Source organism: Rhodobacteraceae bacterium Araon29 (assembly GCA_039640505.1).
Taxonomy (GTDB): Bacteria; Pseudomonadota; Alphaproteobacteria; order Rhodobacterales; family Rhodobacteraceae; genus CABZJG01.
In genome coordinates, this window is the sequence record CP046865.1 from 1417501 (window position 1) to 1435780 (window position 18280).

The following is an 18280-nucleotide window of genomic DNA, read 5'->3' on the forward strand; positions in this document are numbered from 1 at the left end:
CAACACTGTTTGATGCCCCGAGTATGGGTCGCATCTCAGTTTGGTGAAGCAGATTATATCTGCTGACAGCTTTTGGATCTGGCCTTTCCTCGGCCGCCCTTAAGTATGCCGGTCTGAAACGAACAGCGTTGTCCAAGTCAAGTACACTAACCCGAGCAATAGCGATATTGCTCACAGTCTGAACGCACCGACATGTGTTCAGGCGGGAAAGTATGACTTTTGACCAGGAAAAGCGATTGCATGTGAACCAGCGTGTGATCTGCGGATTGAGGATGGTGTATCGATGGTGTTATGCGATGTCTTTTGGCCTCAAGTAGCGCGGCGGTAGGCTTTATAAATCAGTCTGACTTTTTCTGGATCAAATCAAGCGCGAAAAGGGCGTTTGGTGGATGCCTTGGCAGTAAGAGGCGATGAAAGACGTGATACTCTGCGATAAGCCATGGGGAGCTGAGAATAAGCTTTGATCCATGGATGTCTGAATGGGGGAACCCACCTGATACTCAGTTATTGTTAACCTTTTGGTTATGGATAATTGGGTAAAACAGGGACTTAAGACCTGAATACATAGGGTTTTAAGAGCAAACCCGGGGAACTGAAACATCTAAGTACCCGGAGGAAAGGAAATCAATAGAGACTCTGTTAGTAGCGGCGAGCGAACGCGGACCAGCCAAGCCTGATAAGTGACTAGAATGATCTGGAAAGATCAGCCAGAGCGGGTGACAGCCCCGTATAGGAAGCTTTGAAGGATGTATTAAGTAGGGCGGGACACGTGAAATCCTGTTCGAAGATCGGGGGACCACCCCCGAAGGCTAAGTACTCCTTACTGACCGATAGCGAACCAGTACCGTGAGGGAAAGGTGAAAAGCACCCCGACGAGGGGAGTGAAACAGTACCTGAAACCGAACGCCTACAATCAGTCGGAGCACCCTTGCGGTGTGACGGCGTACCTTTTGTATAATGGGTCATCGACTTGGTCTATCTAGCAAGCTTAAGCCGTTAGGTGTAGGCGCAGCGAAAGCGAGTCTTAATAGGGCGCATGAGTTAGATGGATCAGACCCGAAACCGAGTGATCTAGGCATGGCCAGGTTGAAGATACGGTAACACGTATTGGAGGACCGAACCCACATCCGTTGAAAAGGATCGGGATGAGCTGTGCCTAGGGGTGAAAGGCCAATCAAACTCGGAGATAGCTGGTTCTCCGCGAAATCTATTTAGGTAGAGCGTCATCCGAATACCCCGGGGGGTAGAGCACTGGATGGGTAATGGGGCCCCACAGGCTTACTGATCCTAACCAAACTCCGAATACCCGGGAGTACTAGATGGCAGACACACGGCGGATGCTAACGTCCGTCGTGGAGAGGGAAACAACCCTGACCGACAGTTAAGGCCCCCAATTCATGGCTAAGTGGGAAAGCAGGTGGGACGACCAAAACAACCAGGAGGTTGGCTTAGAAGCAGCCATCCTTTAAAGATAGCGTAACAGCTCACTGGTCTAAATAAGTTGTCCTGCGGCGAAGATGTAACGGGGCTCAAGCCATGAGCCGAAACTTCGGATGCATTTAATGCATGGTAGCGGAGCGTAGTGTGACATAATACCTATCCTCTTTAGCCGTCTTCGGGCGGCCTTGGAGGATAAGGTATTTTCTGTGAAGCCGGGCTGTAAGGCATCCGGTGGAGAGATCACTAGTGAGAATGATGACATGAGTAGCGACAAAGAGTGTGAGAGACACTCTCGCCGAAAGTCCAAGGGTTCCTGCTTAAAGCTAATCTGAGCAGGGTAAGCCGACCCCTAAGCCGAGGCCGAAAGGCGTAGGCGATGGGAACCAGGTTAATATTCCTGGGCCAGGAGGAAGTGACGGATTGTGAAGGTTGTTTGCCCTTATCGGATTGGGCAGGCCGCTGATCAGTCCCTGGAAATAGCCCTCCATGAGATCGTACCCTAAACCGACACAGGTGGACTGGTAGAGCATACCAAGGCGCTTGAGAGAACTACGTTGAAGGAACTCGGCAAAATACCTCCGTAAGTTCGCGAGAAGGAGGCCCAGTTTCTACGCAAGTATTGGCTGGGGGCACAAACCAGGGGGTGGCGACTGTTTACTAAAAACACAGGGCTCTGCGAAGTCGCAAGACGACGTATAGGGTCTGACGCCTGCCCGGTGCCTGAAGGTTAAAAGGAGGGGTGAGAGCTCCGAATTGAAGCCCAGGTAAACGGCGGCCGTAACTATAACGGTCCTAAGGTAGCGAAATTCCTTGTCGGGTAAGTTCCGACCTGCACGAATGGCGTAACGACTTCCCCGCTGTCTCCAACGTAGACTCAGCGAAATTGAATTGCCTGTCAAGATGCAGGCTTCCCGCGGTTAGACGGAAAGACCCCGTGCACCTTTACTACAGCTTCGCACTGGCATCAGAATTGTGATGTGCAGGATAGGTGGTGGGCTTTGAAGCAGGAACGCTAGTTTCTGTGGAGCCACCCTTGAGATACCACCCTTCGCACTTTTGATGTCTAACCGCGGTCCGTTATCCGGATCCGGGACCCTGCGTGGCGGGTAGTTTGACTGGGGCGGTCGCCTCCTAAAGAGTAACGGAGGCGCGCGAAGGTTGGCTCAGAGCGGTCGGAAATCGCTCGTTGAGTGCAATGGCAGAAGCCAGCCTGACTGCGAGACTGACAAGTCGAGCAGAGTCGAAAGACGGCCATAGTGATCCGGTGGTCCCGAGTGGAAGGGCCATCGCTCAACGGATAAAAGGTACGCCGGGGATAACAGGCTGATACTGCCCAAGAGTCCATATCGACGGCAGTGTTTGGCACCTCGATGTCGGCTCATCTCATCCTGGGGCTGGAGCAGGTCCCAAGGGTACGGCTGTTCGCCGTTTAAAGAGGTACGTGAGCTGGGTTTAGAACGTCGTGAGACAGTTCGGTCCCTATCTGCCGTGGGTGTAGGATACTTGAGAGGAGTTGCCCCTAGTACGAGAGGACCGGGGTGAACGATCCACTGGTGGACCTGTTGTTGCGCCAGCAGCAGTGCAGGGTAGCTATGATCGGACAGGATAACCGCTGAAGGCATCTAAGCGGGAAGCCCCCCTCAAAACAAGGTATCCCTGAGGGCCGTGGTAGACCACCACGTCGATAGGCCGGAGATGTAAGCGCAGCAATGCGTTCAGTTGACCGGTACTAATGGCCCGATAGGCTTGATTTGATCCAGTAACAGTCAGACTAAAATACTGATTTTACGGTCAATAAAGCATACCAACCCATAAATATTACCTGACTTGGACAACACTTTGATATCATGGATCTTTATTCGGTTTGGTGGCCATAGCACGAGCAAAACACCCGGCTCCATTCCGAACCCGGCCGTTAAGTGCCGTTGCGCTGATGGTACTGCGTCTTAAGGCGTGGGAGAGTAAGTCACCGCCAAACCTAATAAAGACCCATGAAAAAAATATCTCTCTTAAATGATCAATCAAATATATCAAGACATACCAAATCACTCGGCTCTAACAGCAGGCTGACCTAAACTAGTCACCGCTTTAACGGCGTGAGCAAAGTCTTAGGACGAACCTCACGAGCCGCCTTGAATAAACTAAACGTCTGATTAACGTAGTTAACTGCAGCCGAAATTTGCGCCCTATTTTTTCTTTGGAAAAATACTCTGGGGGTCTGGGGGCAAGCCCCCAGAGATGAGTTTAATCCCACAGAATGTTTTCAGTAAAACCTATAAAGCCCGCCAGCCTATATCTCTTCGGAAAAAACCTTCTGGCCAATCGATTTGATCTGCTAAAGCATAGGCTCTGTTGCGGGCTTCTTGTAGGCTCGTGCCCCGCGCTGTGAGGTTTAAAACCCGTCCGCCAGCTGCCACAACGTTCGGCCCATCTTGCTGGGTTCCGGCGTGAAAGCAAATCTCAAATGAGGTCTCGGCAAGGTCTCCTAGTCCTCCGATTACACTGCCTTTGTCATAGCTTCCCGGATATCCATTTGCTGCCATAACAACTGTTATCGCATGGTCATCGGCCCAATTGACCTTGGCCTCAGAAAGGTCTTCATTGGCGGTGGCCAGCAAAAGGTCAAGCGCCTGTGCACCCAGACGCAACATCAATACCTGACATTCAGGATCACCAAACCGAACGTTATATTCGACCAGACGGGGCTGTCCGTCTTTGATCATCAAACCGGCATAGAGCACGCCTTTATAGGGGCTGCCGCGACGGGCCATTTCGGCCATTGTTGGCTCAATAATCTCTTTAAGCGCGCGCTCTGCAATCGCGGGTGAAAGTACTGGCGCCGGGGAATATGCGCCCATCCCGCCAGTGTTGGGGCCGGTATCACCTTCGCCCACGCGCTTGTGATCTTGAGCCGTGCCAATCGGCAGCACTGTTGTGCCATCGCACAGCACAAAAAATGAGGCTTCTTCGCCGTCCATAAACTCTTCGACGACAACTTCTGCGCCGCTTTGCCCAAACTGCCCGCCAAACATATCATCAATTGCCTGAAGTGCGTTTTCCACCTTCATCGCAACAACCACGCCCTTACCAGCAGCCAACCCATCGGCTTTGACCACAATTGGGGCACCTTGCTTGCGCACAAAGGCTTTGGCCGATGCAGCATCGGTAAAATGCCCATAGGCCGCCGTCGGCGCTCTAGCGGTTTCACAAACCTGTTTGGTAAAATGTTTGCTGGCTTCAAGCCTTGCAGCGGCCTGATCGGGGCCGAAGGTTAAAATGCCCGAGGCGCGCAAGGCATCGGCAACACCGGCGACCAAAGGCGCCTCGGGGCCGATAATAACAAAGTCAATCGACCGTGATTTGGCATATGCCACGACGGCTAGGCCATCATTGATATCCAAATCCACGCATTCAGCGATGGTTTGCATCCCTGCATTTCCCGGAGCAACAATGAGATGATCGCATTTTGGGTTTTGTTTGACAGCCCAGGCCAGCGCATGTTCACGTCCGCCGCCACCCAAAATCAAAATATTCATCTCTGTCTCCTCTTGGCCTTTGCTTGCCCGCGTTCTAAGCTGCGCTTGCGCAAGAGGCAAGTGAGGTAAGATGTCTGATTTGATCGATGATCCCAAAGCCGGATTGAATGATCCCGAATTTACGATTTCGGAAATTTCAGGCGCTATAAAACGCCTTATCGAGGGTGAATTTTCCCATGTGCGCTTGAAAGGCGAAATCGGGCGCGTATCCTTTCCCCGATCCGGTCATGTCTATCTTGACTTAAAAGATGAAAAGGCGGTGATTTCAGCGGTCATCTGGAAAGGCGTTGCCGCGCGGTTACAAATCCAACCCGAAGAGGGGATGGAGGTGGTTGCAACCGGTCGGGTGACAACTTTTGGGGGCCAATCAAAGTATCAATTGGTGATCGAACAACTCAAGCCAGCAGGTGTTGGCGCTTTGATGGCCATGCTTGAAAAGCGTAAGGCGGCTCTGGCAGCCGAAGGTTTGTTTCAAACATCGCATAAGAAACAAATTCCCTATCTGCCTGAGGTTATTGGTGTTGTTACCTCGCCGTCTGGTGCGGTCATCCGGGATATTTTACATCGTTTGCGGGATAGGTTTCCGCGCAAAGTGCTGATCTGGCCAGTGGCGGTCCAAGGGGACCGCTGCGCCCCAGAGGTATCTGCTGCCATCGCTGGGTTTAACAGCTTTTCATTAGGGGGGTCTTTGCCGCGGCCTGATTTGCTGATTGTTGCGCGCGGGGGCGGCTCACTTGAGGATTTATGGGGATTTAATGAAGAGGCGGTTGCCCGCGCGGCTTTTGCATCCGAGATCCCGCTGATCTCTGCGGTAGGCCATGAAACCGACACCACATTGATTGATTATGTGGCAGACCACCGGGCGCCAACCCCGACCGCCGCCGCTGAACTGGCTGTTCCCGTGCGCCATGAACTTCTGGCGACGCTTGAAAGCCATGAGGCGCGTATGAGCCGCGCTATGAGCACGGTTTTAACCACCAGAGGGCAGCGTATGTGGGATGTGGCCCGCGCTTTGCCGCGGCTTGAGACGTTATTAGAAAGTCCCCGGCAGAAAATAGATCATCTCGCGGATCGGCTTCCCACAGGGCTTAAATTGGCGCTGCAGCAGCGCCGAGTGAAACTCAACCAGTGCTCTGGCAGCCTTCGGCCCGCAGCTTTGAAAAATATTCTCGTTGTTGCAAATCAGCAAATATCGGCGCTGTCCCCACGGCTTGAACCAGCCTTGCTGCGCGGAATTGATATTCGAAAAATGGCTTTTGCAAATACCCATAAAAGGTTGGATATCAGACCTCTTGAGCGCGTTTTGTTGCAAAACCGTAAAGATTTGGATCAGCTTGGTAAACGGTTCTGTGACACTGGCCTACGCCATATTTCCCAGCTTGGCGAGCAACTCACTGCGCTTGATCGATTGCGCGAAACGTTAGGCTACAAAGCCACCTTAAAGCGCGGTTACGCAGTTGTCAGATCAGACCAAAAGGTCGTGACAACCAAGGATCAGGCGGCCAAATCCGCTAGTCTTGAAATTGAATTCAAGGACGGCAGGATGAAGTTGCGGAGTGGCGGTGGGGCCAAACCGGCGCGGGCAAAAAGATCACCTGATCAAGGCTCTTTGTTTTAGGTTTATCCCCGCTGAATTCAGATCAAGTGATTAAAGCCTTGATCTGCTGCGAATGGCGCAAACCTTCTTCTCCGAGATATGTCTAAAGTGCAAATTTTTCCTCGGCGCAACGCATCCGTCGGGTTCTGTGTCGTTTTTAGCCTCGCGTTTTGACGTATAGTATAGATAGAGTGATTCAAATTTGTCAGCGGAGCTATAAATGGCATTGGATGATCGCAAAGGCGTTTGGAAATCAGGCAAAGGCAAAGGGCGGCGCACGCCCAAGGGGCGGCAATACGATGACGCGGCCCTTACCGAAGTTCGCTTGCTTTTGCAGGGCCGTGGCAGAGATCGGGATTTGCTAATTGAATTTCTGCATTTAATCCAAGACAAATTTGGACATTTATCGGCCGCACACTTGCGGGCTTTGGCCGAGGAAATGCGTCTTTCCATGGCCGAGGTCTATGAGGTTGCAAGTTTCTATGCTCATTTTGATGTGATCAAAGAAGATGAAACACCGCCGCCGGCTCTAACTATTCGTGTATGCGATAGCCTCAGTTGTGAGTTGGCTGGATCGCAGCAGTTGCAAAAAGCACTTGAAGACGGGCTTGATCCAACGGAAGTGCGGGTGCTGCGCGCGCCTTGCATGGGGCGCTGCGATACGGCGCCGGTTTTAGAATTAGGCCATAAACATATCGATCACGCGACACCCGAAAAGGTAAGGTCGGCCATAGCGGCTGGCGATACGCATGCCGTTATACCACAGTATGAAACATTATCAGCTTATCGTAGCGGCGGCGGTTATACTGCTTTGGCCGATCTGCGCAGCGGCGGTGATTGGCAAGAGGTGCAGGAAAAAGTGCTGTCCTCTGGGCTGCGCGGTCTTGGCGGCGCTGGATTCCCATCGGGTAAAAAATGGGGGTTCGTGCGCATGAACGAGGGGCCGCGCTACTTGGCGGTCAACGGGGATGAAGGTGAGCCTGGCACCTTTAAAGATCGGTTTTACCTTGAGCGCACGCCGCATCTCTTCCTTGAGGGAATGCTGATTGCCGCTTGGGCTGTGGGCGCCGAAAAAGCATTTATTTATATGCGCGATGAATATCCTGCGGTACTTGCAATTTTAGCTAATGAAATTTCTGCACTTGAAGATGCAGGTTTGACACCGCCTGGCTATATCGAACTACGGCGCGGTGCGGGCGCCTATATTTGTGGTGAAGAAAGCGCGATGATTGAAAGCATCGAGGGCAAACGGGGCATGCCGCGTCACCGCCCACCTTTTGTGGCAGCTGTTGGTATTTTCGGCCGCCCAACCTTGGTGCATAATGTCGAAACCCTTCATTGGGTGGCGCGGGTATGCCGCGAAGGTCCTGAGATACTTTCTTCAGTGGAAAAAAACGGCCGTGTAGGTTTGCGCAGCTATTCCGTATCTGGGCGCGTTAAAAAGCCAGGCGTTCATCTATTGCCTGCTGGATCGACAATTTCGGATATTATTGCTTCTGCAGGCGGAATGCTGGATGGGCATGAATTCAAAGCATATCAACCCGGTGGTCCATCCTCTGGCCTGCTGCCTGCGCATATGAATGATATTCCGCTTGATTTTGACACCCTGCAACCCCACGGCTCTTTCATTGGCTCAGCGGCCGTTGTTGTGCTGTCTGATCAGGATCGGGCCCGCGATGCAGCGCTTAATATGCTACGGTTCTTCGAAGATGAAAGCTGTGGGCAATGTACCCCTTGTCGGGTTGGCTGTGAAAAGGCCGTAAAGCTCATGCAGTCAGAGACATGGGATCAAGATCTGCTTGAGGACATCAGCGCGGCGATGATTGATGCGTCGATTTGCGGTTTGGGACAGGCAGCGCCTAATCCGATTCGGCTGACCATCAAACACTTTGCCAACGAAATTTAAGCTGGCATCAGAGCAATTTTATAACCCAGGCATTTCCTTGCGGACATGCTTTGGAACAGTGCAGCCCAATTGCTGTTGCTACAAATCCAGTTTAATCATTGGTATGCTATCTTTAATGGGCATACGAAAAAGGATAGATATCCAACTGTATTGGGTTTAGAGGCGCAGAATGGCATTTTTCAAGAAACTAAAAGACAGGCTGTTTAGATCTTCTTCCAAGCTGGAAGAAGGCTTGGACGCAATTGTCGAAGACGGGGGCGTGCAAGAGGCCGAAACCGAAGTTGATGCCAGCGTTCCAGACGTGGCTGAGATTGAAGAGCCGGAAAGCCCGCCTAGCGAAGAACCCCCAGCCGTCGAACCCACTTCTGATGTGCCCTTAGCCGATGCGCCCACGATGGAAGAGCCCGTGGTTGAGGAAACGCCGCATCAGCCGGTAGAAGTCGAGCCGGAAGAAAATATCCCACTTGAGCCCATTCAACCCAAAGACCCAGAGCCAGAGACATCGAAAGAGCCGGCAAAAGCCCCGACGAAAAGTGATGACAAAGTCGGGCAGGGGTTAATCGGCCGATTGATGGGGCGCAGTGCGCAGGCGCCGGTCATGCGCCGTACTCTGGATGATGATATGCTTGAGCAACTAGAAGAGTTGCTTATCGCTTCGGATATGGGGGTGGACACGGCGCTGCGTGTGACGGCGAATTTAGCCGAAGGCCGCTATGGCAAAAAACTGTCAGTTGAGGAAATCAAGCAACTGCTTTCGGACGAAATAACCCGGATTATGGAGCCCGTAGCAAAGCCATTGCCAATTTATCCAAAGACGCCTCAGGTGGTTTTGGTTGTGGGGGTAAACGGGTCGGGAAAAACCACAACAATCGGCAAGCTGGCAAGCCAGTTCAGAGCAGCTGGAAAATCTGTTGTCATTGCCGCTGGCGATACATTTCGGGCCGCTGCAGTAGAACAGCTCCAAATCTGGGGTGAGCGCGCCGGCGTGCCGGTGCTGACAGCGCCAGAAGGGTCAGATCCTGCTAGTTTGGCGTTTGAATCGATAACAAAAGCACAGGCAGAGGGCGCTGATTTATTGATGATTGATACCGCAGGACGATTGCAAAACCGTGCGGATCTGATGGAAGAACTGGCTAAAATTGTGCGCGTTATTCGAAAAAAAGACCCTGATGCACCGCATAACACTTTGTTGGTTCTGGATGCCACCACCGGTCAAAACGCGCTTAGTCAGGTCGAAACCTTTAAGAAGTTGGCAAATGTAACCGGTTTGGTGATGACCAAACTTGATGGAACTGCCAAAGGTGGTGTTTTGGTTGCCTTGGCCGATAAATTTGGACTGCCAATCCATGCAATAGGGGTGGGCGAGCAGATTGATGATTTGGCTCCGTTTGATCCAGAAGACTTTGCCAAGGCCTTAACGGGTCAGGACCTGTAAAAGTTGGAAAAACAAGACACCAGTAATTTGGATAGATTCTTTTTCAATACGTTTAAGCACGCGTATGACTGAGTGGATCATAAGCCTTGAAGGCACCGAGGCCGGCAACACGTTTGCCATGGCTCTTGCTATTTCGGCTGCCTTTTTACATGCCGTCTTTGGCGCTTTGCAAAAGGGCAGGCATGATCCTTGGTTGGCCCGCGGAGCGATTGACTTTGGGTATTTCACAATGGCGGCGCCGGTTGCCTTTTTCATTCTGCCCTGGCCTGAGCCAGCCCTATGGCCGGTGTTTGGGTGGATGTTTCTTATCCACCTAATTTACAAGCTACTTCAAGGTCTTGCCTACACACGGGGCGCCTATACTGTGGTCTATCCAATTGTGCGGGGCTCTGCGCCCATTTTCGCAATTTTAGGTGCGTTTTTGATGTTTGGAGAAACATTATCGGCGGTTCAGTGGGGCGGGGTTTTTGTGCTATTGTCTGGGATATTTGGTCTCGCGATCTTTAATGCGTTTTACCTTCAGGCGGCGCGTGAAACTTTGTTTAGCGCGCTTCTTTTTGCCGTTCCCACGGGCCTTTTTGTTGCGCTTTATACAACCTATGATGCGTTCGGAATTCGGTTGGCGGAAAACCCGATGACCTTTCTGGTGTGGTTTTTTGTCATTGACGGTGTGGCGTTGCCGCCTTTTGCCTACTGGCGTTGGAAAAACATGGCAATCCGACCGCCTGTGATACCGCTTTTACAACGTGGTTTTATCGGCGGCATTGTTGCATTTTTTAGCTTTGGCTCGATAATGTTGGCAACCCGACTAGACAAAGTCGGAGAAGCCGCCATATTGCGGGAAACATCGACAGTGTTTGCGGCAATCATTGGCTGGTACTTTTTAAAAGAAACCGTCGGGCCTTGGCGTGTTGCCCTTATGACGCTTATCGCGGCGGGAGCCGTTATTGTAGAAATCGGCAGTTGAGAGAAAAAGAAATGTCTGAGAAAAACGGGTCGCCCTTAATAACGTCAACACTGGAAATTGGACCAGTCGCTGTTTTTTTTGCCATCTTTATTTGGCGCAAAGGGGAAACGGTGGTCTTAAATGGCGTCGAGTATTCAGCTATTATTCAAGCTACGGCTGTTTTTGTCCCTTTGATGATCTTCTCTACATTTTTGGCTTACTTGGTGAATGGCCGCGTGTCAAAAATGCAAATTCTGACCCTTATAATGGTGACATTCTTTGGTGCATTGACGATTTTCTTGAATGATGAGCGTTTCATAAAAATGAAACCAACCTTGATTTATTTGTTGTTTGGTGGCGTGCTGACCTTCGGGCATCTGCGGGGTAAAAACTACCTTGGGTCATTGATGGGCGAACGTTCCCCAATCCAAGATGAAGGTTGGGCCATCATCAGCCGTAGGGTGACGATGTTTTTTTTCGCATTGGCGTTTTTAAATGAACTGATCTGGCGCACTCAAACCAATGAAGTATGGGTATATTTCAAGACTTTTGGGCTAACGGCCGCCTTGTTCATATTTATGATTTTTCAGTACCCAGTTCTAAAGAAATATGGCGACTTCGAAGAGTAAGTCGCTCATAGATAGTATTTATCTTTGCTTGAACAAAAGCTCTTGAGCTTTTTTATCAGTTTGTAAGTTGGACCGCTGCGCGGCTGCAACTGCTCTTCCGGCTTGAACCGCAGGGCGCGCTTTTATGGCTTGCAGCCAGCGATCAAGATTTGGTTTGTCATCAAGTATTTGCTGTTGCCCGCGCCACAACGATACCCAAGGCCAAAGCGCCATGTCAGCGATCGAAAAAAAATCCCCTGCCACAAATTCGTGCCTCTCTAATTGGCGATTTAATATGCCATAGAGCCGACCCGTTTCGTCCCGGTATCGGTTCTTGGCATAAGGCAGATCATTTGGCGGTGTCATAGCTGGTGCGTATTTAAGAAAGTGATGGGCCTGCCCGGCCATCGGTCCGACGCCCCCCATTTGCCACATAAGCCATTGATCTACAGCCACTCTGTCACGCTCGTTTTGACCGTGGTACAAGCCTGTTTTTCGGGCGAGGTATTGTAAAATTGCGCCTGATTCAAAAACTGATATGGGCGCACCCTCTGGCCCGTCTGGATCAACAATGGCAGGTATTCGGTTGTTGGGCGAAATATTTAAAAACTCTGACTTAAACTGATCACCAGCCCCGATATCAATAAGGTTTACCTCATACGGCAAGCCCATTTCCTCAAGAGCAATTGAGATTTTCCAACCATTGGGAGTGGGCCAATAATACAGCTCTATTGGTTTGGTCATTTTGCCCTCCTAAATAATTCACCCATCATAGAGGGCTTTTTTAGTAATGCTGCAAGGGGGAAAATAGAAAGCTGTAGCTTTTTCAATCAATCATTTGGCGCTGTTTAGATTTTTTTTTAAAATCACTTGACCCCAGCTGGCCAGTATTTCGTGTAGGCAGTATAAATAGGCAGTGCAAAAATAAATGATGAGATGTCGGATATATTCAGACCACTGGCGAACGATTGGTCTTGGCCATGCTATATTATGCTTTGCTTGGCCTAAAGCCGCTTGGGAATTAGAATTGTCTGTCCAGTGAGCGTTAAAAACCTTTACTGCTATAAACTGCCGGATTTATTCCTAAGCCGGCTAAAATCAAATGTATCGTTCAAGTCGTAGGATGATTTGCTTGTTGCTATGTGACACTTGACCGCTTGATGGTGGGGACGTATACGCTGGGATGTGGCGATTTGTTACCGGATTGTGGGCCACGTTAAAAATTTCACTAAAAGGTCAGGAGGAATGCCCCCTTTCGCTTGACCGCGTTACTGGGGGTTTTTTTGAGCCTGATCGGCCCGAGGGATGCAATGAAACAAAATTTAGATAATCGGACCAAAATGGTCCACGCCGGTGTGCGCCGGAGCCAATATGGTGAGGTAAGCGAAGGTTTATTCCTCACACAAGGGTTTGTTTATGACAGCGCTGAACAGGCTGAAGCGCGCTTTTTAGAACCTGCAGAGGATGAGTTTATTTATGCGCGCTATGGCAATCCAACAATTGCGATGTTTCAAGATAGAATAGCCGCTTTAGAGGGGGCAGAAGATGCCTTTGCCACGGCATCTGGCATGGCTGCAGTAAGTGGCGCTTTATGCGCAATGGTGAGCTCTGGGGATCACATTGTTGCCGCGCGCGCGCTTTTTGGATCCTGCCTCTATGTTCTTGAAGAGGTATTGCGCCGATTTGGGGTGGAGGTCAGCTTTGTTGATGGGACCGATATAGATCAGTGGCAAAGGGCTATCCAGCCCAATACAAAAGTTGTTTTTTTCGAAACTGTGTCAAACCCAACACTTGAGGTTATTGATATTACTGCGGTCTCTGAGCTTGCACATGCAGTGGGTGCGAAAGTGGTTATCGATAACGTGTTTGCAACGCCTATTTTTTCAAAAGCATTAAGTCAGGGGGCTGATGTCGTTGTATATTCGGCGACCAAACATATTGATGGTCAGGGCCGGATGTTGGGTGGGGTTATTCTTGGTACAAAGGAATTTATACGAAAAACTATTGAACCTTATATGAAACATACCGGTGGCGCGATGAGCCCGTTTACCGCTTGGGTGATGCTCAAGGGGCTCGAAACAATAGAGCTAAGGGTCCGCGCGCAGGCGGAAACAGCCAAAATTATTGCTAAGCGTTTAACGGGTCACGAAAAACTCTGCCGCGTGATTTACCCAGGTCACCCGGCGCATCCACAACACGCATTGACCATAGCTCAGATGGAAAACGGTGGAACAGTTTTTTCTCTGGACGTAATTGGCGGAAAAAAGGCAGCTTTTGAATTTTTGAATTCGCTCGAAATTGTGATTATTTCCAATAACTTAGGGGATGCAAAGTCAATTGCCACTCATCCGGCAACAACAACTCATCAACGTCTACCCGAGGATCAGAAAGAAGCGCTAGGAATCACAGATGGCTTGATACGGTTTAGCGCCGGGCTAGAACATCCAGATGACTTAATTGATGATATATTACAGGCACTGGATAGAGTGTAATTCAACACATCTGCTTGTTGCGTCAGCATTAAAAGTGATCTGATGTGTCGCATCTCGCGTATTTAAATACGCAACTGGATTTTAAGTCTCCGATTGCATAGACTAGTTAAGAACAGCTCTGGCCAAAAGGGGGCAAGGATGAATATTCACACTCGTACTGTGGAGCAGAAACCAAGCCGTGATCAATTAAACGACGCAATGCGAGTTTTGCGGCAATGGGTTGCACACTCGGACGGCGTCAAAATTGAAACATTGGACGCAGAGATTTTATCACGGTTTTTACCCTCGAAATACCCAGAATTATCAGCGAAATATCCATCAGATTTCGAAGTTGATGAAACCTACAAAGCCAGTATGCCCGACCTGCAGAATGGTCCGAGCAAGTTGATCAAAGGTGAAAACCAGCAGATACAACATGTTGGCATTTCCAATTTTAGATTGCCAATACGATATATCTGCCGTGATGGTGGTGAACAAACGCTTGAAACATCGGTAACGGGAACAGTGAGCCTTGATGCGGATAAGAAGGGCATAAATATGTCCCGGATCATGCGTAGCTTTTACAAGCATGCAGAAAAAAAGTTTAGCTTTGATGTCATGGAAATGGCGCTTGACGATTACAAAAAGGATCTTGAGAGTTTTGATGCTCGTATTCTTATGAAATTTTCTTTTCCGGTCAAAGTGAATAGCTTGCGGTCGGGGCTTTCAGGATATCAGTATTACGATTTAGCTTTAGAACTCATTGATCAAAGCGGAGTGCGTTCAAAAGTTGTACATTTGGATTATGTTTATAGTTCAACCTGCCCCTGTTCTTTGGAACTGAGTGAGCATGCCCGCCGGGAACGTGGCCAACTGGCCACGCCGCATTCACAAAGATCAGTGGCGCGCATATCTGTCGCGCTTAATGAAGCAAAGGTGCTTTGGTTCGAAGACCTTATTGATTTGTGCCGCACTGCTGTTGCGACCGAAACCCAAGTGATGGTAAAACGCGAGGACGAACAAGCATTTGCGGAATTGAACGCAGCCAACCCAATCTTTGTAGAAGATGCGGCGAGGCTATTTTGCAAGCAATTAAAAGCAGATGCTCGGATGGGTGATTTTCGCGTCATCGCGAGCCACCAAGAAAGCTTGCACAGTCATGATGCTGTATCAATTCTCACCGAAGGTAACACCTTTGCTCAGCATTCGTTTGATCCCAAGCTGTTTGCTAGTTTGATCCATACTGGTTAAGCGCCTTTTGTCGATCCACTCTTGACAGTTCTTGGCGGAACAGCCAACGCTGACGCGCATGATTGACCTAAGACCTGTTGGATATGTAATCGGTATCTTGCTGGCCCTTTTAGGGGGGGCGATGGTGCTGCCGTTTCTTGTCGATTTGGCAGAGGGACGCGGCCAGTGGATGGTTTTTGCCCAAAGCGCGATTATTACGGGTTTGTTTGGCACACTTTTGGCTATTGCTTGTTCTAATGGGGTCAAAGAGGGCCTCACCATTCAGCAGACGTTTTTACTCACCACTGGTGTATGGTTGGCCTTGCCGTTATTCGGAGCGCTGCCATTTGTATTTGGGGCCACAGAGGCCCGTTATGTGGATGCCTTTTTTGAAGCTATGTCAGGTCTAACGACCACGGGCTCGACGGTGCTCAGCGGATTGGAAACTCTGCCTAAAGGTTTGCTTTTGTGGCGCGGAATTCTCCAATGGCTGGGCGGTATCGGTATTATCGTCGTGGCCATGGTATTTTTGCCAGAGCTTAGAGTTGGCGGCATGCAAATCTTTAAGGCTGAGGCTTTTGATACATTGGGGAAAATTCTACCCCGTGCGACGACTATTTCAATCCAGATATCCTTTATTTATGTCTCGATCACAATGGCCTGTATCGTGGCCTATTTTTCAGTTGGAATGTCTGCTTTTGATGCCACGGTGCATGCAATGACCACGGTGGCAACGGGTGGATTTTCAAATTATGACTCCTCGTTTGCGGCCTTTCCAGCGGCAGTGGAATATGTGGCAGTGGTGTTTATGATCCTCGCCGCTCTCCCGTTCGTACGGTACGTTCAATTGCTGAACGGCAATCAAACGGCTGTCTTTAAAGATGCCCAAGTACGCAGTTTTTTGATCTTGATTTGTGCACTGGTCGTTATAACTGCTTTGGTACTTTTAAGCTTTGGTCAGTTGGAAAATGAAACGGCTGTCCGAAAAGCCCTTTTCAATATCACATCAATTATAAGCGGCACTGGCTATGCCAGTTCTGATTATATGCAATGGGGTAGTTTTTTAGTCACCTTGTTCTTTTTCATCGGATTAATTGGTGGCTGCGCTGGCTCAACGGCTTGTTCGGTTAAGATTTTCCGCTACCAATTGGTATTTGCTTCGGTCAAAACGCAATTGATGAAGATCAAATCGCCAAATGGGGTATTTGTGCCGCAATATGATGGCCGCGCAATTGATGATGAAGTGCTGAATTCGGTAATGTCATTTTTTACGTTCTTTTTGGCAACCCTCGGTGCGGTCGCTGTCTTATTGGGCATGACCGGGTTGGATTTTATCACGTCACTTTCAGCCGCGGCATCGGCTTTGGCCAATATTGGGCCGGGTCTCGGCCCAGAAATTGGACCAACGGGAAATTTTTCTGGCCTGAATGATACTGCAAAGTGGATTTTATCTGCGGCTATGCTGATTGGCCGCCTTGAACTGCTGGCGGTTTATGCCATTTTGACCGTTCAATTTTGGAGAGCATGATTAGATGAAAAGACCACTAGGCGCACAAATTTCCCATTACCTTAAAAGCCAGGGTGTCGAGGTAATTTTCGGCATCCCAGGGGTACATAATCAGGAAATGTATCGGGGCATTGAGGAAGCAGGTATTCGCCATGTACTGGCGCGTCATGAACAGGGCGCGGGATTTATGGCTGATGGTTATGCGCGTGCAACGGGCAAGCCGGGTGTGGCTTATGTGATTACTGGGCCCGGGCTTTGCAATATTATGACACCCATGGGGCAGGCTTATTCAGATAGCGTATCGATGCTGGTACTATCCTCGTGTTTGGATGAAACATCTGCGCGGCGCGGTCAGTTGCACCAAATGCTGGATCAGGCTGCTGCAGCCCGAACGGTATGTGATTGGTCCGAACCTGCTCATAGTGCGGCGGCGGCCTATACATTGATTGATCGTGCCTTTGAAGAGTTTGCGCACCAAAGAGCGCGGCCGAAACATATTCAGGTTCCGATTGCGCAACTAGAAGCGATTGCTGATCCGGGGCCAGCGCGCCAAGTGCCGGCGCAGCCTGTCACAGGGGGTGAGGCCGCCTTGTCAGCTGTTGTCGGATTGATCCAAAAGGCGAACAAACCGCTGTTTATTTTTGGTGGTGGTGCTGTTAGTGCCAAGGTCATGCCCTTGCTTGAGAAAACAGGCGCTGCAGCCATTTCTACCTTTGCTGGACGGGGTGTGGTGGCGTCGGATTATCCTCTTTATCTCGGGGCGTGTTTGGCGCGGCCTAGTTCTGCAGATGTCATTGCAACGGCAGATTTGGTTGTGGTCATTGGCAGCGAATTGGCCGAGGTTGATTTGTGGCGTGCCCAATTGGGACATAAAGACAGCTTGGTTCGTGTTGACATTGACCCACAGGTATTGGCTGATCCTCAAAGCTCGGATATCCGCATTTTGATGCGGTCTGAAGACTTTGTTGGGCAGCTTACTGCACAGTTAGAGCCAAGCGATAAACGCACGGGCTGGCAGCCAGATGACGTCAAACAAGCAAGGCAAAAATGGACCGCTGAGACCGATGCCGAGTTCCCTGGTATTTTGCCAGTTTGCCGGGCCCTACAAGAGGTTATGCCAGAGCAGGCGATGATTTATTCCGATATGACCCAGTTTGCCTATTTGGCAAAGGAAGTATGGGATATGCCGCGTGCGGCCCATTGGCATCATCCCTTTGGATTTGGCACTTTAGGCTATGCTTTACCCGCAGCAATTGGCGGTGCTGTGGCGCGTAAGGATTTGCCCACTGTTGCCATTGCTGGCGATTATGGGTTTCAATACACGCTGCCCGAATTGGGGGTTGCGGTCGAACTAGGTTTAAGTCTGCCGATCCTTGTTTGGGACAATACCAAGCTGAAAGCCATCGAGGATAGTATGGTTGCTGCCCAGATTGCGCCCAATGCTGTTCAAGCGCTCAATCCAGATTTTAGCGCAGTGGCGCGTGCTTATGGCGCTGCCGCCTGCCGTCCGCAAACGCTGCGTGAACTGCAATCTGCGTTGATTAAGGCCTTTGTAGAACCCTGTCCGACAGTCATCCATATGACTCCTGAACTGCGGTGACTAA

The 18280-nt window shown here is 50.2% G+C and carries 11 protein-coding genes, 2 rRNA genes and 1 riboswitch; of the genes, 11 read left to right on the plus strand and 2 right to left on the minus strand.

Annotated features, from left to right (window positions below; genetic code table 11):
* Window positions 1–356 precede the first annotated feature (356 nt).
* Window positions 357–3200 (plus strand): 23S ribosomal RNA (locus tag GN278_06645).
* A gap of 103 nt (window positions 3201–3303) precedes the next feature.
* A 5S ribosomal RNA gene (gene rrf, locus GN278_06650) occupies window positions 3304–3418 on the plus strand.
* A gap of 295 nt (window positions 3419–3713) precedes the next feature.
* Here the strand turns inward: rrf and purD are convergent.
* Entirely contained in the window at window positions 3714–4976 is a 1263-nt protein-coding gene (gene purD, locus GN278_06655) for a phosphoribosylamine--glycine ligase (GenBank protein XAT60519.1), read from the minus strand.
* Window positions 4977–5046: 70 nt separating this feature from the next.
* On the opposite strand from purD, the gene GN278_06660 reads away from it, so the two are divergent.
* From GN278_06660 to GN278_06680, 5 genes are all read left to right on the plus strand, one after another.
* Window positions 5047–6594 (plus strand): exodeoxyribonuclease VII large subunit, encoded by a 1548-nt coding sequence (locus GN278_06660; GenBank protein ID XAT60520.1) that lies wholly within the window; start codon window positions 5047–5049, stop codon window positions 6592–6594.
* Window positions 6595–6793: 199 nt separating this feature from the next.
* Window positions 6794–8479, plus strand: coding sequence for an NADH-quinone oxidoreductase subunit F (locus GN278_06665; protein ID XAT60521.1), 1686 nt, complete (start codon window positions 6794–6796; stop codon window positions 8477–8479).
* Between the two features lie 169 nt (window positions 8480–8648).
* Window positions 8649–9914 carry a signal recognition particle-docking protein FtsY gene (gene ftsY, locus GN278_06670; protein XAT60522.1) on the plus strand — a complete coding sequence of 422 codons (1266 nt, stop codon included), beginning with the start codon at window positions 8649–8651 and terminating at the stop codon, window positions 9912–9914.
* 64 nt (window positions 9915–9978) lie between these two features.
* A complete protein-coding gene (locus tag GN278_06675) occupies window positions 9979–10881 on the plus strand; it encodes an EamA family transporter (protein XAT60523.1) in 903 nt (300 codons plus the stop codon).
* 11 nt (window positions 10882–10892) lie between these two features.
* On the plus strand, window positions 10893–11489 hold the full coding sequence (locus GN278_06680) for a septation protein A (GenBank protein XAT60524.1): 597 nt from the start codon (window positions 10893–10895) through the stop codon (window positions 11487–11489).
* Between the two features lie 18 nt (window positions 11490–11507).
* Here GN278_06680 and GN278_06685 read toward each other — a convergent pair whose 3' ends face one another.
* A complete protein-coding gene (locus GN278_06685) occupies window positions 11508–12212 on the minus strand; it encodes a glutathione S-transferase family protein (protein XAT60525.1) in 705 nt (234 codons plus the stop codon).
* Between the two features lie 431 nt (window positions 12213–12643).
* Window positions 12644–12720: riboswitch (SAM riboswitch) on the plus strand.
* Window positions 12721–12778: 58 nt separating this feature from the next.
* Here GN278_06685 and metZ point away from each other — a divergent pair.
* The 4 genes from metZ to GN278_06705 all read left to right on the plus strand — a co-directional run bounded on the left by metZ (window position 12779) and on the right by GN278_06705 (window position 18276).
* Window positions 12779–13960 carry an O-succinylhomoserine sulfhydrylase gene (metZ, locus tag GN278_06690; protein ID XAT60526.1) on the plus strand — a complete coding sequence of 394 codons (1182 nt, stop codon included), beginning with the start codon at window positions 12779–12781 and terminating at the stop codon, window positions 13958–13960.
* Between the two features lie 138 nt (window positions 13961–14098).
* A complete protein-coding gene (locus GN278_06695) occupies window positions 14099–15190 on the plus strand; it encodes a GTP cyclohydrolase I FolE2 (GenBank protein XAT60527.1) in 1092 nt (363 codons plus the stop codon).
* Between the two features lie 58 nt (window positions 15191–15248).
* Complete coding sequence (locus GN278_06700; GenBank protein XAT60528.1) at window positions 15249–16697, plus strand: potassium transporter TrkH; 1449 nt, start codon at window positions 15249–15251, stop codon at window positions 16695–16697.
* Window positions 16698–16701: 4 nt separating this feature from the next.
* Entirely contained in the window at window positions 16702–18276 is a 1575-nt protein-coding gene (locus tag GN278_06705; GenBank protein XAT60529.1) for an acetolactate synthase isozyme1 large subunit, read from the plus strand.
* Window positions 18277–18280: the final 4 nt, after the last annotated feature.